At 69.4% G+C, this 16,503-nt stretch carries 13 protein-coding genes; 8 read left to right on the top strand and 5 right to left on the bottom strand.

Annotated elements, in window-relative coordinates:
• Positions 1-3 precede the first annotated feature (3 nt).
• The 3 genes from ACSYGN_RS36735 (at position 4) to ACSYGN_RS36745 (ending at position 3,971) form a co-directional block, all read left to right on the top strand.
• Entirely contained in the window at positions 4-1,347 is a 1,344-nt protein-coding gene (locus ACSYGN_RS36735; RefSeq protein ID WP_460404369.1) for an NAD(P)/FAD-dependent oxidoreductase, read from the top strand.
• A 108-nt stretch (positions 1,348-1,455) separates the two neighbouring features.
• Complete coding sequence (locus ACSYGN_RS36740; RefSeq protein ID WP_460404371.1) at positions 1,456-2,931, top strand: cytochrome ubiquinol oxidase subunit I; 1,476 nt, start codon at positions 1,456-1,458, stop codon at positions 2,929-2,931.
• Positions 2,928-3,971, top strand: a complete 1,044-nt coding sequence (locus ACSYGN_RS36745) for a cytochrome d ubiquinol oxidase subunit II (protein WP_460404373.1) — start codon at positions 2,928-2,930, stop codon at positions 3,969-3,971. The genes ACSYGN_RS36740 and ACSYGN_RS36745 overlap by 4 nt, the downstream gene beginning before the upstream one ends.
• Positions 3,972-4,007: 36 nt before the next feature.
• Here ACSYGN_RS36745 and ACSYGN_RS36750 read toward each other — a convergent pair whose 3' ends face one another.
• From ACSYGN_RS36750 to ACSYGN_RS36765, 4 genes are all read right to left on the bottom strand, one after another.
• Positions 4,008-5,588, bottom strand: a complete 1,581-nt coding sequence (locus tag ACSYGN_RS36750) for a GMC oxidoreductase (RefSeq protein ID WP_460404375.1) — start codon at positions 5,586-5,588, stop codon at positions 4,008-4,010.
• 115 nt (positions 5,589-5,703) lie between these two features.
• On the bottom strand, positions 5,704-6,228 hold the full coding sequence (locus ACSYGN_RS36755; RefSeq protein ID WP_460404377.1) for a gluconokinase: 525 nt from the start codon (positions 6,226-6,228) through the stop codon (positions 5,704-5,706).
• A gap of 31 nt (positions 6,229-6,259) precedes the next feature.
• On the bottom strand, positions 6,260-7,210 hold the full coding sequence (locus ACSYGN_RS36760) for a cyclase family protein (protein WP_460404379.1): 951 nt from the start codon (positions 7,208-7,210) through the stop codon (positions 6,260-6,262).
• A 3-nt stretch (positions 7,211-7,213) separates the two neighbouring features.
• Entirely contained in the window at positions 7,214-9,034 is a 1,821-nt protein-coding gene (locus tag ACSYGN_RS36765; protein ID WP_460404381.1) for a glycoside hydrolase family 15 protein, read from the bottom strand.
• Between the two features lie 303 nt (positions 9,035-9,337).
• Here ACSYGN_RS36765 and ACSYGN_RS36770 point away from each other — a divergent pair, with 303 nt between their 5' ends.
• Positions 9,338-10,291: a DUF389 domain-containing protein gene (locus tag ACSYGN_RS36770; RefSeq protein ID WP_460404383.1), complete on the top strand. Its 954-nt coding sequence runs from the start codon at positions 9,338-9,340 to the stop codon at positions 10,289-10,291.
• Between the two features lie 99 nt (positions 10,292-10,390).
• Here the strand turns inward: ACSYGN_RS36770 and ACSYGN_RS36775 are convergent, their stop codons facing one another.
• On the bottom strand, positions 10,391-11,869 hold the full coding sequence (locus tag ACSYGN_RS36775; RefSeq protein WP_460404385.1) for an MFS transporter: 1,479 nt from the start codon (positions 11,867-11,869) through the stop codon (positions 10,391-10,393).
• 224 nt (positions 11,870-12,093) lie between these two features.
• Here ACSYGN_RS36775 and ACSYGN_RS36780 point away from each other — a divergent pair, with 224 nt between their 5' ends.
• From ACSYGN_RS36780 to ACSYGN_RS36795, 4 genes are all read left to right on the top strand, one after another.
• A complete protein-coding gene (locus tag ACSYGN_RS36780) occupies positions 12,094-12,930 on the top strand; it encodes a GntR family transcriptional regulator (protein ID WP_460405744.1) in 837 nt (278 codons plus the stop codon).
• Between the two features lie 727 nt (positions 12,931-13,657).
• On the top strand, positions 13,658-15,013 hold the full coding sequence (locus ACSYGN_RS36785; RefSeq protein WP_460404387.1) for an ABC transporter substrate-binding protein: 1,356 nt from the start codon (positions 13,658-13,660) through the stop codon (positions 15,011-15,013).
• A 481-nt stretch (positions 15,014-15,494) separates the two neighbouring features.
• Positions 15,495-15,980, top strand: coding sequence for a hypothetical protein (locus tag ACSYGN_RS36790; RefSeq protein WP_460404389.1), 486 nt, complete (start codon positions 15,495-15,497; stop codon positions 15,978-15,980).
• Between the two features lie 121 nt (positions 15,981-16,101).
• Positions 16,102-16,494 carry a hypothetical protein gene (locus ACSYGN_RS36795; protein ID WP_460404391.1) on the top strand — a complete coding sequence of 131 codons (393 nt, stop codon included), beginning with the start codon at positions 16,102-16,104 and terminating at the stop codon, positions 16,492-16,494.
• Positions 16,495-16,503: the final 9 nt, after the last annotated feature.

Below are 16,503 nucleotides of genomic sequence, written 5' to 3' on the forward strand. Positions count from 1 at the left end.
TCCGTGGAGGATCACGTCACGCCCCGCCGGGTGGTGATTCTCGGCGGGGGTTTCGCCGGGCTGTTCGCCGCCCGGGCCCTGCGGCGGTCACCGGTCGCCGTGACCTTGGTCGACAGCCGCGCCCATCACCTTTTCCAGCCGCTGCTCTACCAGTGCGCCTCCGGAATCCTTTCCGAAGGGCAGATCGCCCAGCCGCTGCGCAAGGTGCTGCGCCGACACCACAACGTGGACTGCCTGCTCGCCGAGGCCACCGATGTGGATGTCCGGGCCCGGCTCGTGCACGCCCGGCGGTCCGACGGCAGGACTCTCGAACTGCCCTACGACGATCTGATCGTCGCCGTCGGGATGCGTCAGTCCTACTTCGGGCACGACGAGTTCGCCGCGTACGCCCCCGGTATGAAGACCCTGGACGACGCTCTGGACATCCGCCGACGGCTCTACCGGGCGTTCGAGATGGCCGAAACGACCGCGGACGCCGAGGAGCGGCGGCAGTGGCTCACCTTCGCGCTCGTCGGCGGCGGGCCGACGGGGGTCGAACTCGCCGGTCAGATCCGGGAGATCGCCGGTCACACCCTCGACCGGGAATTCCGGACGATCGACTCCGCCCAGGCCCGGGTGCTGCTCTTCGAGGGCTCGGACGATGTGCTGGGCGCGTTCGGCCCTCGGCTGGCCCATCGCGCGGAACGGACTCTGCGGAGCCTCGGCGTGGAGTTCCACATGGGCACGATGGTGACCGACGTGGACGCGCACGGCCTGACGGTACGGGACCGGACCGGCGCGGTCTCCCGGTTCGCGGCACGCACCGTGCTGTGGACGGCCGGGGTCGAGGCCCCGCCGATCGCCGCGGTGGTGGCTCGGGCGACCGGTGCCAAGCAGGACCGGGCCGGGCGTATCGCGGTCGAACCCGACCTCACCCTTCCCGGTCATCCGGAGATCCGCGTCACGGGCGATGCGATGAGCCTGAACCGGCTGCCGGGCCTGGCCGAGGTCGCCATGCAGTCGGGCGCGTATGCCGGCCGGGCGGTACGCCACGCCGTGGAGGGCAGGACGAAGCAGCCGAAGCCCTTCAAGTACACGGACCTCGGCAGCGCCGCCTATATCTGCCGGGGCCGGGCCGTCGTCAAGGTCGGTCCGGTGCATCTGTCGGGAGCGCCCGGCTGGTTCGTCTGGCTCTTCATCCATCTGGCATTTCTCACCGGATTCCGCAGCAGACTGGGAGCGGTGCTCAGCTGGGCGGTCACCTTCGCCACCAATGCGCGACGCGAACGCGCCTTCATCTCGTCCGACGGCAGCCCCTCGTCCGACGGTGGCCCGCCGCCGCGGAAGGCACCTCCGCCGTCTCCCTGACCAGGGCACCGTGCTGCCGTCCCTCCGACCGGCGAGACACCCCGGCCTCCCTTCGCACTCCGTCCTTGCCCACTCCCGCGCCCCGCGGGGCAGACCACCGAGGCGTACATGCTCAGCACAGCGGCGTATCTGGCGAACAGCCCCCCTCAACTCCTGCCGGCTCGCGAGCTGATGGCCTTCACCCTCGCCTCACACATCCTGCTGGTCCCGTTCGGGGTGGCGCTGCCGTTCATCACCCTGCTGATGCACCACCGCGGGCTGCGCCGCAATGACGCCGTCGCTCTCACCCTGGCCCGCCGCTGGTCGGCGGTCATGGCGGTCCAGTTCGCCATCGGTGTCGTCACCGGCACCGTGCTGTCCTTCGAGTTCGGCCTGCTGTGGCCCCGGATGATGGGCCGCTGGGGTGACGTGTTCGGCCTGGGATTCGGGGTCGAGGCATGGGCGTTCTTCCTGGAGGCCGTTCTGATCGCGGTCTACCTGTACGGCTGGCGCCGACTCAAGCCCTGGACGCACTTCTGGCTGGGCGTACCGCTGCCGCCGGCCGCTCTGTTGGGGGCGTTCGGCATCATCGCCGCCAACTCCTGGATGAACACCCCGCAAGGGTTCGCACTCGACGCCAAGGGCAATCCCGTCCATGTCGATGTGCGGCAGGCGGTCTTCACGCCGATCTTCGGTGCGGAGTACTGGCACTTCGTGGTGGCGATGTTCCTGACCGCCGGCTATGTGGTCGCCGGCGTGTACGCGGTCGGCTGGCTGCGCGGGCGCCGCGACCGGTACCACCGGCTGGGCTTCACGGTGCCGTTCACCGTGGCCGCGATCCTCACACCGGTCCAGTTCATGCTCGGCGACTCCGCCGCCCGGGCGGTCTTCCACAAGCAGCCGGTCAAGTTCGCCGGCATGGAGCTCGTCTGGAAAACGGACACCCATGTGCCCGAGTACATGTTCGGAAGGCTCAACAGCGACGGTACGGTCTCCGGCGGCCTGAAGATCCCGCAACTGGACTCGATCCTCGCCAGCTTCAAGCCCAGCACCCAGGTGACCGGGCTGACGTCGGTACCGGCCGACGACCGCCCCACCGTCGTCCAGGCCACCATCGCCCACTGGGCCTTCGACATCATGGTCACCATCGGCAGCCTGCTCATCCTGCTCGCGCTCTGGTACGGCTGGTGCTGGCTCAGGCGCCGGGACCTGCCCCGCAGCCGCTGGTTCTTCCGCTGCGCCGCGGCCGCGGGAGTCGCCTGCCTGGTGACCGTGGAGTGCGGCTGGATCACCACCGAGGTCGGCCGGCAGCCCTGGATCGTCTACAACTTCATGAGGGTCTCCCAGGCGGTGACACCCACTCGCGCCGGATCGCTGTGGACGACGCTCGGCATCGTCATGGGCGTGTACGTGGCCGTCTTCGGCTCGTTCCTCGCGGTCGTCCTGAAGATGCGGACCCGCTGGCGTATCGCCGACGAGGGGTATGCCGTCGCACGGGCCGCGTCGCCCCCTGAGGCCGGCACCCCGTACGGGCCCAGAGAGCCGGAGCCGGCCCAGGCCGCGCCCCGGCACGGGTCCGGCAACTCCGCGGGCGGTGCGTCATGATGGCCGATCTCATCGCCTGGGTCCTGGTGATCGCGATCGCCGCGTACGCCTGCGCCGGGGGCACCGACTACGGCGCCGGCTTCTGGGACCTGCTGGCCGGAGGAGCGGAGCGCGGCAAGCGGCCCCGTTGGCTCATCGACCATGCCATGGCACCGGTCTGGGAGACCAACAACGTGTGGTTGATCTTCATCCTGGTCGTCATGTGGACCGGCTTCCCCACACTGTTCCAGGCCGTCTTCACCGCGCTGTGGCTGCCCCTCGTCCTCGGCGCCGTCGGGCTGCTGCTGCGCGGGGCCGGATTCGCCCTGCGCAAACCGACCCGCCGGCTGGCCGGGCGCCGGGTCTACGGGGCGGTGTTCGCGGTGTCATCACTGCTCACGCCGTTCTTCTTCGGGGCCGTGCTCGGCGGCATCGCCTCCGGTCGGGTGGCGGTCGGCACGACCGCCTCCGCGGACGCCTGGGCCAACCCGACCTCCGTCCTGGCGGGTCTGCTGGCCATCGCCGCAACCGCGTTCCTGGGGGCGGTGTTCCTGTGCTCCGACGCCCGCCGGTTCGACGCCGACGACCTCGTCGGTTACTTCCGGTCGCGCGCGCTGTTCGCCTTCGCGGCCGTCGTCGTCCTGGCGCTCGTCGGCCTGCCCGTCACCCACGACGACGCGCGATACGTCTGGCAGGGACTCACCGGCGGATGGGGCCTGGTGCTGGTCGTTCTGGCCGGGGTCTGCGGTCTGGCCACGGTCCTGATGCTGTGGCGCCGGTCCTACGGCCTGTCCCGTTACACCTCGGTGGCGAGCATCGCCTTGACCGTCGGTGCCTGGGGCCTCGCGCAGCGGCCCTACATGTTGCCCACCTCGCTGACGGTGGCCCAGGCGGCCGGCGCCGCGCACACCCTGCGCTGGCTGACGATCGTCACGGTCATCGCCGTCGTGCTGGTCGGCCCGGCTCTGGTGCTGCTGTTCCGGCTCGACACGATGGGTGAGCTGGAGCCGCTCACGGATGCCGACACCTCGGCCGCCGGAACGCCAGGGGACAACGTGTGACGGGTGCTGTCGCGCAAAGGGCGGGCGCCGCTCCCGTCAGCTCAGCCGTGCGGCGATGTGATCGCCGACCCGCAGGGCGTTCGCGATGGCGGTCAGTGACGGGTTCACCGCGCCGATGCTCGGGAAGAAGCTGGTGTCCACGACGTAGAGGTTGTCGACGTCATGGGCCTTGCAGTTGACGTCTAGGGCCGAACTGCGAGGGTCCTCGCCGAACCGTACGGTGCCCGCCTGGTGCGCAGTGGCCCCGATCGGCATGCCCTTGTGCAGGTAGATGCTGTGCGACAGCAGACGGTGCTCGTGCATGCCCAGGTGACCGAGCATCTTCTGCAGCTTGTGGCGGAGGCGTTCGAGTCCGGCGATGTTGTTCTTCTCGTCGAGGGCGAGGTGGATGCGGTCGTCCTTGTCGAGGGTGACGCGGCTCCCGGACAGCGGCAGGTCCTCCCCGCACAGCCAGAAGTCGACCGCGTGGTGCGCCAGCATCTCGAACGGCATGTCGGGCGAGACAGCACCGGCCCAGCGCGGCGCCTCGCCGTGGATCTGGTCCGCGTCCGACTTGCCCAGCATCTGGATGCCGCCGAGCGGGAAGTCCCAGTCGTCCGCGCCCAGATACCAGTCGTGCAGGGCCAGGGTCTTCTGGAACGTGGTGGGGTTGGGTTCCTTGGACACCGCCATGAGGGCCAGGTTGTTGTGCCGCATGTAGTGGCGTCCCACCACGTCCGAGCTGTTGGCCAGGCCGCCGGGATGCCTGTCGTTGGCCGAACGCAGCAGCAGGACAGCGGAGTTGACCGCGCCGCAGGCCACCACCACGATATCGGCCCCGAACGACTCGGTCGCGCCGTCGCCGAGTTCGGCAACGACCTTGGTCACGGTGCGTCCGGTCGGGTCGGTCTCCAGGCGCCGCACCTGGGCGCCCGTCACCATCGTGACGTTGTCGTGCTCCAGCGCCGGATCGACGCAGATCACCTGAGCGTCGGACTTGGCGCCCATGAGGCAGGGGAAGCCGTCGACCCGGTCGCAGCGGATGCAGACGCTGGTACGGGTGGCCCCGCCGTTGTCGTCCTGGGTGAGGTTCACGCCGATGGGCAGGTGGAAGGGGTGCAGTCCCTGCTTCTCCAAGTCGTCACTGAGCTGCTGGATGCGCGGCTCGTGCTCGACCGGGGGGTGTGGATACTGGCCGCCGACCAGCCCCTCGGTGGGGTCCTCGCCGTGCCGCCCGTGCACCAGGTAGAGCTGCTCCGCCTGCGTGTAGTACGGCTCCAGGTCCTCGTAGCGGATCGGCCAGGCCGGTGAGGTGCCGTCGTGGTGGCGCAGTTCACCGAAGTCCTCGGGCCGGAGCCGGAAGAGGGCGGCGCCGTAGAACTTGGTGTTGCCGCCGACGTAGTAGTTGACCTCCGGGGGGAACTCGTTGCCGTGTTTGTCGTACCAGAACTCCGGCGCACGGTACTTGCCCTTGACGAAGACGGCGGTGGAGTCCCAGTTGTCCCGTTCCCGCGGCAGGTAGTCGCCGCGTTCCAGGATCAGGATCCGTTTGCCGGTGGGGGCCAGCCGGTGAGCGAGCGTACCGCCGCCCGCTCCTGTACCGATGATGATGACGTCGTAGTGGTGATCGTCAGCCATGAGGAGATCCGTTCGCAGGAGCGCCCACCAGGGCGATCAGGTGCAACCAGCCTATTTCGAACCTATCGGGCGCTGTTGGGATCTGCGACCTGAGGGGGATCGAGCAGGCGCCCGTTCATTCGGCGGCCGACACGGCCTTCGCCGCCTCGTCGACTATGGTCTGCGGGGCGGCTGCCGCGTCCACGGTCATCCCCGGCTCGTCCGCTCGCAGGGGTTCGAGAGTGGCGTACTGCGAGTCCTCCAATTGGACGGGCATGAAATGCCCCACCCGTCCGGCGACCCGTCGACCGGCGGAAGAGGGGTCGAGCTGCAGGTGAAGGAACCACACGCCTGCGCCGGCCCCGCGGAACAGGTCCCGGTACTCGCGTTTGAGTGCCGAGCACGCCATCACTCCGCCACGGCCCGAGTCCGTCGCCTCCCGGATCCAGGCGACCAGAGCCGTCAGCCAGGGCCGGCGGTCCTCGTCGTCGAGGGGACGTCCCGCGGCCATCTTGGCGCGGTTCGCGGCCGGGTGGAGGTCGTCCGCCTCCAGGAAGGGCACCGCGAGCCGCCGCGCGAGCAGTCTTCCCACAGTGGACTTGCCCGATCCCGAGACGCCCATGACCACGACGACGGTGGGCAGCGCGCGGACTGTGCACATGACGTTCCATCTGTACCCGGGATCCAAGAACTCACAGAACGGCGATCGGGTTGACCGGTGAACCGGTGGCGAGCGGCAGCCTCAAAGGAGCAATGACACAGAGGAACGACCAGCGTCCCTCCCCTTCGCAGACCGGCGCCAGGTCCTCGAACTGCAGGTAGTCCAACAGGTGCAGGCCCATGGCGTGGATCGCGAGCACATGCACGGGGAAGTCGACACCCTCGGTGCAACTCGGTGCGGTGTCGTTGTTCCCGTCGCTGCCGAGCACAGCCACCCGACGGTCCGCCAGGAACTCCATGGCGGACGGATGGAGGCCCGCACGGGCCTTCGCCGAGTGCCACGCTCCCAGCTCGGCACGGCGCCGGCGGTGGCCGACGCGGACGAACAGAAGGTCGCCCTCGGTCACTCGGACCTGCTGTGCGCTCTCGGCTCCCGCGAGGTCATCGGCGGTCACGTGATCACCCGGCTCGAGCCACGGGACGCCACGCACCCGCGGGATGTCCAGCAGCACGCCACGTCCGACAATCCCGTCGCGGACCGTGTCGACGGAGAGCGCCGTGGCGCCGTCCGCCGTCACGCTGCCCGCGCTCACTCCGCCGTGCAGCGTACCGTCGTAGATCACATGGCACAGGGCGTCGAAGTGGCTGTCGGCGTCCCCATGCACGTTCATGGCAAAGCTGTCCCTGGCGAAGTGAAGTCCGCCCGCCGTGTCACCGGTCTGCCCGTGCCACGCGCTCATCCGGTGCCGTGCGGGCTCCGGATCGTCGGGACCGCGCGAGGTCTCGACCGGCGCGGCCAGCGTGACCGACCGGCCGGTCCGCACCTCGCGGGTGGCGTCCAGCACACGGCTGGGGGTGAGCGCGGCCAAGGCACCCCGTTCGCCCCCGGCCCAGGCGGCGCGCGACGCCAGGCGCCGGTACAGCGCGTCGAACTCGGCTGCGGTGAGCCGTGGTTGTTCCGCCGGACGGGTCTGCGTGGCCATGGGTCAGCGCCCGTGCTCCGCGTCGAGCGCCTCGTCGAGCGTGATGGCGGCCATGATCAGGGAAAGGTGCGTGAACGCCTGGGGGAAGTTGCCCAGTTGTTCCCCGGCAGGACCGATCTCCTCGGCGAAGAGGCCGACATGGTTGGCGTAGGTCTGCATCTTCTCGAACGTGTAGCGGGCCTGGGACACCCGTCCCGCCCGGGCCAGCGCGTCGACGTAGAGGAAGGTGCACAGGCTGAAGGTGCCCTCCGAGCCGCGCAGCCCGTCGGGCGATGCCGCGGGGTCGTAACGGTAGACGAGGCTGTCGGAGACGAGCTTGCGGTCCATGGCGTCGAGAGTGGAGAGCCAGGCCCTGTCCCGGGGAGCGATGAATCCGACCCTGGGCATGAGCAGCAGCGAGGCGTCCAGCACGTCCTCGTCGTAGTGCTGGACGAAGGCGCGCTCCTTCTCGCTCCAGCCCCGTTCCATGACCTGGTCGAACACGGCGTCCCTCGCCCTGCGCCACCGGTCCACGTCGGCGGGCCTGCGGAACAACTCGGCCAGACGCATCCCGTGGTCGAAGGCGACCCACGACATCACCCGGCTGTAGGTGAAGTCCTTGCGGCCGCCACGGGTCTCCCAGATGCCCTCGTCCGGCCGGTCCCAGGCGTCGGCGAGCCAGTCCAGCGTCCTGGCAAGCGCCCGCCATCCCTCGATACTGGACTGCTGCGCGACCTCGAAACCCTGGGACACCGCGTAGAGGGCCTCGCCGTAGATGTCCAACTGAAGCTGGTCGGCGGCGCCGTTGCCGATACGGACGGGCGAGGAGCCGCGGTAGCCCTCGAAGTGATCGAGCGTCTCCTCCGGCAGGTCGGCATTGCCGTCGACGCGGTACATCGTCTGGAGCGGCTCCTCCTCCTTGCCCTCGCGCTCACGCAGCCTGTCCACCAGCCAGTGGACAAAGCCGATGGCCTCGTCGGCGAAGCCGAGATCGAGCATGACCCGCACGGACAACGCGCTGTCACGCACCCAGGTGAACCGGTAGTCCCAGTTCCGTTCTCCGCCGACCTGTTCGGGCAGGCCCATGGTGGCAGCAGCGATCAGCGCGCCGGTCGGGGCATAGGTGAGGAGCCGGAGGGTGATGGCCGAGCGGTGAACCAGCTCGGGCCACCGTCCCCGGTAGCGGGACTGGCGCAGCCACTGCCGCCAGAACCCTGCGACGTCGTCGAACTGTCCGGTCAGCCAGTCGGCCGTGGGGGCCTCGGGCGCCTCGCCGCCGGACGCGCAGACGGTGAACACCACGCCACCGGACTCGCCTGCGCTCAGACTTACCCGTCCGCGCACGTCCTGGCCGTCCCGCTCCAGCGGGAAGGTGGCCCGCAGGTGCCCGTCGGCGGCGGGAGCCCGGAACAGAGCGCCGTCGTCGCCGAGTGCTAGCTCGTGCTCGGCGCGGCCGTAGTCGAAGCGCGGCCGGCACTCGAGTGTGAAGTCGACGGTCCCGCGCACGACACGGACCACACGCACCAGGGTGTGCCGGTCGGTGGGGGTGCGATCATGACTCGGAGGCATGAAGTCGAGAACCTCGCCCACCCCGTCCGGTGACATGAACCGGGTCACCAGGATGGCGGTGTCGGGATAGTAGAGCTGCTTGAACGTCCCGTCGGGGTGTTCGGGAGCCAGCCGCAGGTACCCGCCGCGGTCGTGGTCGAGCAGCGCGGCGAAGACGCTGGGCGAATCGAACCGGGGAGCGGCGAACCAGTCGACGACACCCTGCGACGAGACCAGCGCGGCGGTCTGCAGGTCACCCACCAGGCCGTGGTCGGCGATGGGAGGATAGCGATCCATGGCTGCTCCGAAGAATCGGCAAATCCCCCTTTGTTCACTATCAGTCCCCTTGGTCCCACCTGTCACATCGAAGGAGTCGCCGAGAGCGCAGCCCCACGGCCGTACCGCCGACCGCTCCAGAGGCCGGCGCCCCTACGGCCCACTGGCGGCCTGCGCCGCCCGCATACCCCCCACTCGGCTTGCCGTCGCCGCCCCGGCAGGCATTACTGGCTGTAGTCGGCCGGGTCCAGCCTGAGCCGACTCCGAGTACGCGCACTCACCACAGCGGCTCGGCCGTCGCCCGCCGCGTGAGGGAGATCGTGCATGCAGATGATCCACCTCCGGCTGGTGAGCCCCCCTGATCTCGCACCCCGGGCCATCGGGCTGCTGACCGGCAACCGCTTCGTGTTCAACCTGGTGGTCCAACCTGGGTCGGCACACCGTCCCGACGGCGACGCGGTCGAGTGCGACGTCCTTTCGGGTGGAGCCAACGCCGTACTGCGCGGCCTGCGCGAACTCGGTCTCGACCGCCGTGGATCCCTTGTCATCGAGCCGGTGGAGACGGCCTTCTCGGGCGTGGCCGCCGAAGCGGAGCGGCAGCAGCTCGGGGCGCTCGCGCACGCACCCGTCTGGGACGAAGTCGAGGCGCGGATCCGCTCGGAGGGCACGTACGGGCCGAGCTTCTATATCTATCTGGTCATCGCAGGCATCCTGGCAGCGGTGGCAATCTTCACCAACTCCCAGATTCTGATCGTCGCGGCGATGGTGGTCGGACCGGAGTACGGCGCCATCACCAGCGTCGCGCTGGCCATCGACCTCAAGAACGCCACCAGGATCCGGCAGGGGCTGTTCGCCCTGACCGCGGGTTTCCTGACGGCCATCGTGGTGACCTTTCTGTTCTCCCGGGCCGTCCGGGGCCTCGACCGTCAGCCCAAGGCATTCGAACTGGGCATCCGGCCTGTCTCCGCGCTCATCGACGCCCCCAATCTCTTCTCGGTCGTCGTCGCGGTACTGGCCGGCATCGTCGGCATCATGTCGTTGACGCAGGCCAGGTCCAGCGCACTGCTCGGCGTCTTCATCTCGGTCACCACCATCCCCGCCGCCGCCGACATCGGGGTGTCCTGCGCGTTCTCCGGTTGGAGCGAGGCGCGCGGATCACTGGGCCAACTCCTACTCAACATCGTGCTGCTGATTGTGGTGGGCGTGCTGACGCTCAGATTCCAACGGGCCGTCTGGCGCCGCCTCGGCCGTCGAGGCGAGCTCTCGGGCGCGGGATGACTCGGTCGTCCGGGCCGGGTGGGACGACGACCCCGCCCCCGGCACCGGGCGAGATGTCCTGGTGCCGGGGGCGGGGTGACTGGCCCTGCGCGTGAGGGCTCAGTGGTGGGTGCCGATGAGCGGCTCGTCGCCCTGGCCGGTGCCGCCCACGTCGGACGGCTCGGGACGCTCGATGAGCAGGGCGGTGACGACGCCGACGCCGAGCAGGGCGAGCGCCGAGTACATCGCGTGCTGGTAACCGGCCGCGGTGACGCCGCCGGCGTCGCTGCCCGCGCTGATCATGGCGGAGGCGAGGGCGATGCCCAGCGAGGCTCCGATGCCGAAGCAGGCGCCGTTGAGGCCGGAGAGCGATCCGGGCTTGTCCTTCGGAGCGGCGGTGACGGACAGCGCGTTGAGGCCGGTGAGCATGAAACCGGCGTACGTGACGCCGAGCGCGGCCAGCGCGGGGACCAGGACCCACTGGCTCTTCAGGAACACCGTCGCGAGGAGGAAGATCACGAAGTTGGCGGTCGCGCCGGTGACCACGAGCTTGCGCCAGCCGATCTTCGGGCCGAAGCGGCCGGTCAGCGGGGCGGAGATCACGCCGATCATCTGGACCGGGGTGAGGAAGACGACGGCCGCCATGACCGCTGACATGCCGAGACCGACCCGGGTGTCCTGGGAGTAGAGCGGGATGGTGAGGGCGATCGCCCCGAAGGCGCCGCCGAGGGTGCAGATGGTGGTGAGCAGCAGCGGCCAGGCGCGGCGGGAGGCGAGGACCTCGACGTCGATGACCGGGTTCGGGGCGCTCTTCTGCGAGACGACGAAGAAGATCAGCGAGGCGAGACCGCCGAGCAGGAAGCCGAGGGTGAGCGCGGACGTCCAGCCCCAGGCAGCGCCCTCGGCGAGGCCGACCAGGATGCCGGTGAGACCGAGGGCGAGGGCGGAGATGCCGCGCGAGTCGAAGCGGGCGTCCGGGGAGGTGGTCGGCGGCACGTCCGGTACGTATCTGCGAACACCCAGCAGGCCGACGACGGCGATCAGGGTGGAGCAGACGAAGATGCCGCGGAAGCCGATGGTGTCGGCGATCTGACCGCCTGCGATGGCGTCGATACCGGCGAGGCCGCCGTTGACGGCGGTGATGACGCCCGCGGCCTTGCCGAAGCCGGCCGGGGTGAGCACCTGGTTCAGGGTGAGGAAGGTGAGGGCGAACAACGCGGCGGAGACGCCCTGGAGGATACGGCCCGCGATGAAGATCTGGATGTTCGGCGCGACGACACAGAGCAGGTCGCCGAGGATCAGGGAGACCGCGCAGATGATCATCATCGGCTTGCGTCCGCGCTGGTCGCTCAGGCGGGCCAGGGTGACCTGGCCGATCGCCGCCATGAGGAAGAACAGCGTCTGGGAAAGGCCCACGGCGCCGGTCGTGGTGCCGAGCCGCTTGACGACGTCGGGGATGGCCGGGCTGAGCATGGTTGCGTTGATCTGATAGCCGAGTACGGCCACCACCATCGCCACCAGCATGGGCCCGCGCCCCGCCAGGTCGGATTCGGATTCGGATGTGGATCCGGAGCGACTCCGGCCGAGCGTGGTGGACATGTCGGCCCCTTTGCCTTGCAGGTCATGTCTTGGATGTACGGTCAACAGCCCCTGCCCTCTCTTGTCAGACAAGTGCATGAGGACAGCCTGGAATCTACGCGCGTATAACGTCAGAGGGCCTCCGGCCCACCACACCGGCCGAAGGTCCCTCGCCCTGGTCGTCGCGCATTTGCCGGTGCGGCGCTGACGGCATAACTTGCTGACAAGTGAGCCGAGGAGGGGCACTGGTGGTCAGCGGAGAGCAGCGACGGCCGGTCGTGGTGCTGTACGAGCGGATCGTGGACGCCATCCATGCCGGGACCTATCCGCCCGGTTCGACGCTGCCCTCCGAGCCCCGGCTCGCCGCCGAGCTGGGCGTGAGCAGGCCCGCCCTGCGCGAGGCCCTGCTGCTGCTCCAGGAGGACGGCCTGCTGTCCGTGCGCCGCGGGGTCGGCCGCACCGTGAACGACCGCCCGCCGCGCCGGGGCTTCGAGCACATCCAGCCGCTGGAGGAGGTGATCGGCGCGGGCGCCCCCCTGCACGTACGGGCGCTGCTGCGGACCGTCGAGGAGCCGACCGACTTCACCACCCAGCACCTGCTCGCGCCCGCCCGCGCGGAGCTGCGGTTCTGGGAGTCGCTGCTGACCGGGGACGCCGCGGCGGCGGCGCTCAGCCAGGAGTGGGCGGCGACCGACGACGTACTGGAGCGGGTGCACCCCGCGTTCGCCCGCGCGCTGCGCGAGGAGCCCGCGCCCGACCGCACCTCGATGCTCGCCGTGCTCACCGGGGCGTCGCACGGGGTGGCGCTCGGCGCGCACTCGACGGTGACGGCGACACTGGTCGGACAGCATCGGGGTGAGCAGCTGAACCGGTCGGCCGACACCCCCGCCGTGCTGATCACGCAGGTCGTACGGGCCGGCGAGACACCGGTCCTGGCCGCCAAGCACATGCTGCCGACGGGCGCGCCCGCCCTGCCGGTCCTCCAGTCGAACGGGTCGTCGCGGACCGCAGCGGACCGTAGCCGGCGATCGCGGGGGCGGCCGTCCGCCGGGACACGGCGTGCGGTGACGGCGGGACCCTGACTCCCACCACCGCACTTGTCTGACAACCTCGCGCGTCTCTGCAACCGCTTCCGCGCGGGCGACATCGACGCGTACACGGGCCGGAGGGCCTCCGTCGTCGGCAGGTCATCGCGCTCACCCTGCTGAGTCAGCCGGGGCCATGAGTCAGCAGGCGAGGCGAAGTACTCGGCCTGGACCCGGGCAGCGCGGCAGGAGTCCTCAACGGGCTTGAGGCGCGCGGTCCGACCATCCGTCGGCACGACCCCGCCGCCCACCGGCGGCACATGGTCGGTCTGTCCCACGACGGTGGGAACGGGGCTCAGATCGCCGCCATGCTCCGCCCGGCCACCCAGATCCTCGCCGGGGACCGCAGCGCCGACAAGCGGTACGCGGCAACCGTCCGCGAACCCGTCAACTCGCCGACGGGCCACCTCCGTAGCAGGTCGGAGGAACAAGGGCTGTGCCAAGCCTGTCACGAACTGATCGCGGTTTCGGGCCGGCGCCCGCCCCGGCCGTCACCGTCGATAACGACCTGAACACTAAGGGCACATCGGCCTGGAAGTGCATTGGATCATGCCCATACACTGCGCCCGCTCCCCCAAATGCCGAGATGACGGTGGCAACCATGGCAAGTCGCCCCGAAACCTGACGTGGTGACCGCCTCCCTGCCCACCGCAGCGGCAGCAGCGCGCGGCGTGCTTCCGTTCGCTGCCCAGAACATCGCCATCCCTACAGAGAGGCGTGCACCATGCCATCGTCCAGACATGCGCTCATCGCCGGCGCAACCACCACGGCTCTTCTCCTGTCCGGGTGCTCGCTTGTCGGCGGGTCCTCGGACGGGGACGGAAGGAGCATCAACGTACTGATGGTCGGCAACCCGCAGATGGAGGACATCGCGAAGCTCACCGAGAGCACCTTCACGAAGGACACCGGCATCAAGGTGAACTTCACGGTCCTGCCCGAGAACGAACTGCGCGAGAAGGTCGCCCAGGACGTCGCCAACCACACGGGCCGCTACGACGTCATCACCATCGGCGCCTACGAGGCCTGGAACTGGTACGTGAAGGGGTGGCTGCGCAAGCTGAACGGCGAGATCGCGATGGGCAGGGACTTCGACCGCAACGACCTGCTCAAGCCGATCATGCAGTCGCTGTCCGACCCGGACGGCAACCCGTACGCCCTGCCCTTCTACGGCGAGTCGTCCTTCCTCATGTACCGCAAGGACATCTTCGCCGACAAGGGCCTGACCATGCCGGCACACCCGACATGGCAGCAGGTGGCCGACCTCGCCGCCCAGGCCGACGGCGCCAGGCCGGGGATGCGGGGCATCTGCCTGCGCGGTCTGCCCGGCTGGGGTGAGCTCGGGGCGCCGCTGACGACCATGGTCAACACCTTCGGCGGCACCTGGTTCACCAAGGACTGGAAGGCCCAGGTCAACAGCCCCGGCTTCGCGAAGGCCACCAACTTCTACGTCGATCTCGTCCGCAGCCACGGTGAGGACGACGCGGCGCACGCCGGCTTCAGCCAATGCCTGAACGCCATGAGCCACGGCAAGGTCGCGATGTGGTACGACGCCACCAGCGCGGCCGGTTCGCTGGAGGACGCCAGCATCAGCAAGGTCGCGGGCAAGATCGGATACGCGTACGCACCTGTGGAGGAGACCAACAGCAGCGGCTGGCTCTGGGCCTGGGCATGGGCGATGCCGGAGACCACGCTGAAGGCCAGCCTGGCCTCGAAGTTCATGCTCTGGGCGTCCAGCAAGAAGTACGAGAGCCTGGTCGGTGAGAAGCTCGGCTGGTCCAGGGTGCCCGCCGGGAAGCGGGCCAGCACCTATCAGATCCCCGAGTACCAGAAGGCGGCCGCCTCGTTCGGCGACATCACCCTGAAGTCCATCCAGCAGGCCGACCCGGCCGCCCCGGGCATCCAGCCCCGGCCCACCGTCGGCATCCAGTACGTGGCCATCCCCGAATTCCAGGACCTCGGCACCGAGGTGACGAAGGAGATATCCGCCGCCATCGCCGGCAAGACCAGCGTGGGCGAGGCCCTGACCACCGGCCAGAAGCTCGCCGAGGACGTCGCCCGGAACTACCAGCGAGCGTCTTGACTTCGCCGCTGATCGGGTGATGAAAGCCTGACAGGCGAGGCCCTGGGATCGGGCGAGATGTCTCACGTCTCAGCTCATCCGCCGGGGGGCCTTGCTGACTACCGGGGTTGAGGCTTGACGCGGCCGGCGGAACAAGCCGGGGCCGGCTTCGGACTCGTCGCCCCAGGCTCTGCGGCCCGGACCATATCTTGCGTGCACGCGGCGTCGAAGAATTCGGCGAGCGCGTAGGCCCGCTTCTCCTTACTCATACTCACCCATCTGCGGGTGCGCACACGTATGCCCGGCTCGCGGCCGGGTTCGCGGCGGACTTACCACGTCCCACCGCCATGTCACCGAGGCTGTCGACGCCCTCACCGAGGCCGACATCCAGCGCGGCTCCTCCGCCGACTGCCGTGCTCGACCACCCGAACAGCCGGCCTCGACGGAACACACGAAGCATCCGGCCGTACCCGGCGAGCACCGGGCCCGGGCGTGCCAAAGGATGAAGACGACCAGCCGCCGCCGTCTGTCGCCCTGGCGGGGGATCGCCGCCGTACGGGAGTCGGCGCTGCCGCTCCTGATGGAGGACTACATGGCACTCGCATTCCGGGTCGTTCGTTTCGATGTCGACAACATCTACATCGGGAAGCCGGTGGAAAGGAAGGAGAAGTTCTTCTTCGAGGACGCACGCATTCGCCAGGACTACAAGGGGAACCGTGCCGTTGACGTGGCCATCAAGTCGTTCGATCTGGTCGCTCACAGCATGGTGGGCGCGGGCGACGAATTCTGGTTCGGCCGCGAGCTGGTGAGTGTGGACGTGGACCAGCACGGCCATCAGGACGGCGAAGTGACGCTGAGCGTCTACCTGCGTCCCTCACCCGCCTACGAAGCCAACGGGAGAGTGCACAACCTGAGCTTCTCGGCGACCGTCGAGGCATTGGTCATCGCGGAGCTGGAAGGCATGCCGAAGCCCGACGTCGAGCACTGACGGGAACACCTTGCAGGTGGGAGAAGGTCCCGGCCGGCGTCCGGCCGGGACCGAACCCTCGGCCCGGGCCGGAAAAACGCGCCCATGACGAGCCTGTCGGAGCCATGCCAACCTCGCCGCGGTGAAACGTTTTAAGCAGGCCCGGATCTCCATCTGCCTGGTATTCGCCGCGCTCGGCGTGACCAACGCCGCCTGGTCCTCACGGATCCCCGACATCCGCAGGAACGTCGGTGCGGACACCACCGTCTGGGGGCTGGTCGGCATGTCGTCGGCCTTCGGAGATCTGGTCGCGATCACCGTGACCCTGATCCTGATCGGCCGAGTGAGGAACCGCGCCCTCACCCGGAGCTCAGTGGCGCTGATGCTGGTCAGCGGCCCCCTGCTGGCCGGGGCTTCCGGGCTGCCCGTACTCATCTGCGGCCTGGCGACCTGGGGCCCCGGCGTCGGGCGGAGAGGCTGCGGCGGCCCCTCCGCCCCGGCGGGCAAGAGGACCCCGGCGGCGGGGCTCGGGTAGTGGGGTGGA

It is taken from the genome of Streptomyces sp. YIM S03343 (assembly GCF_054729195.1).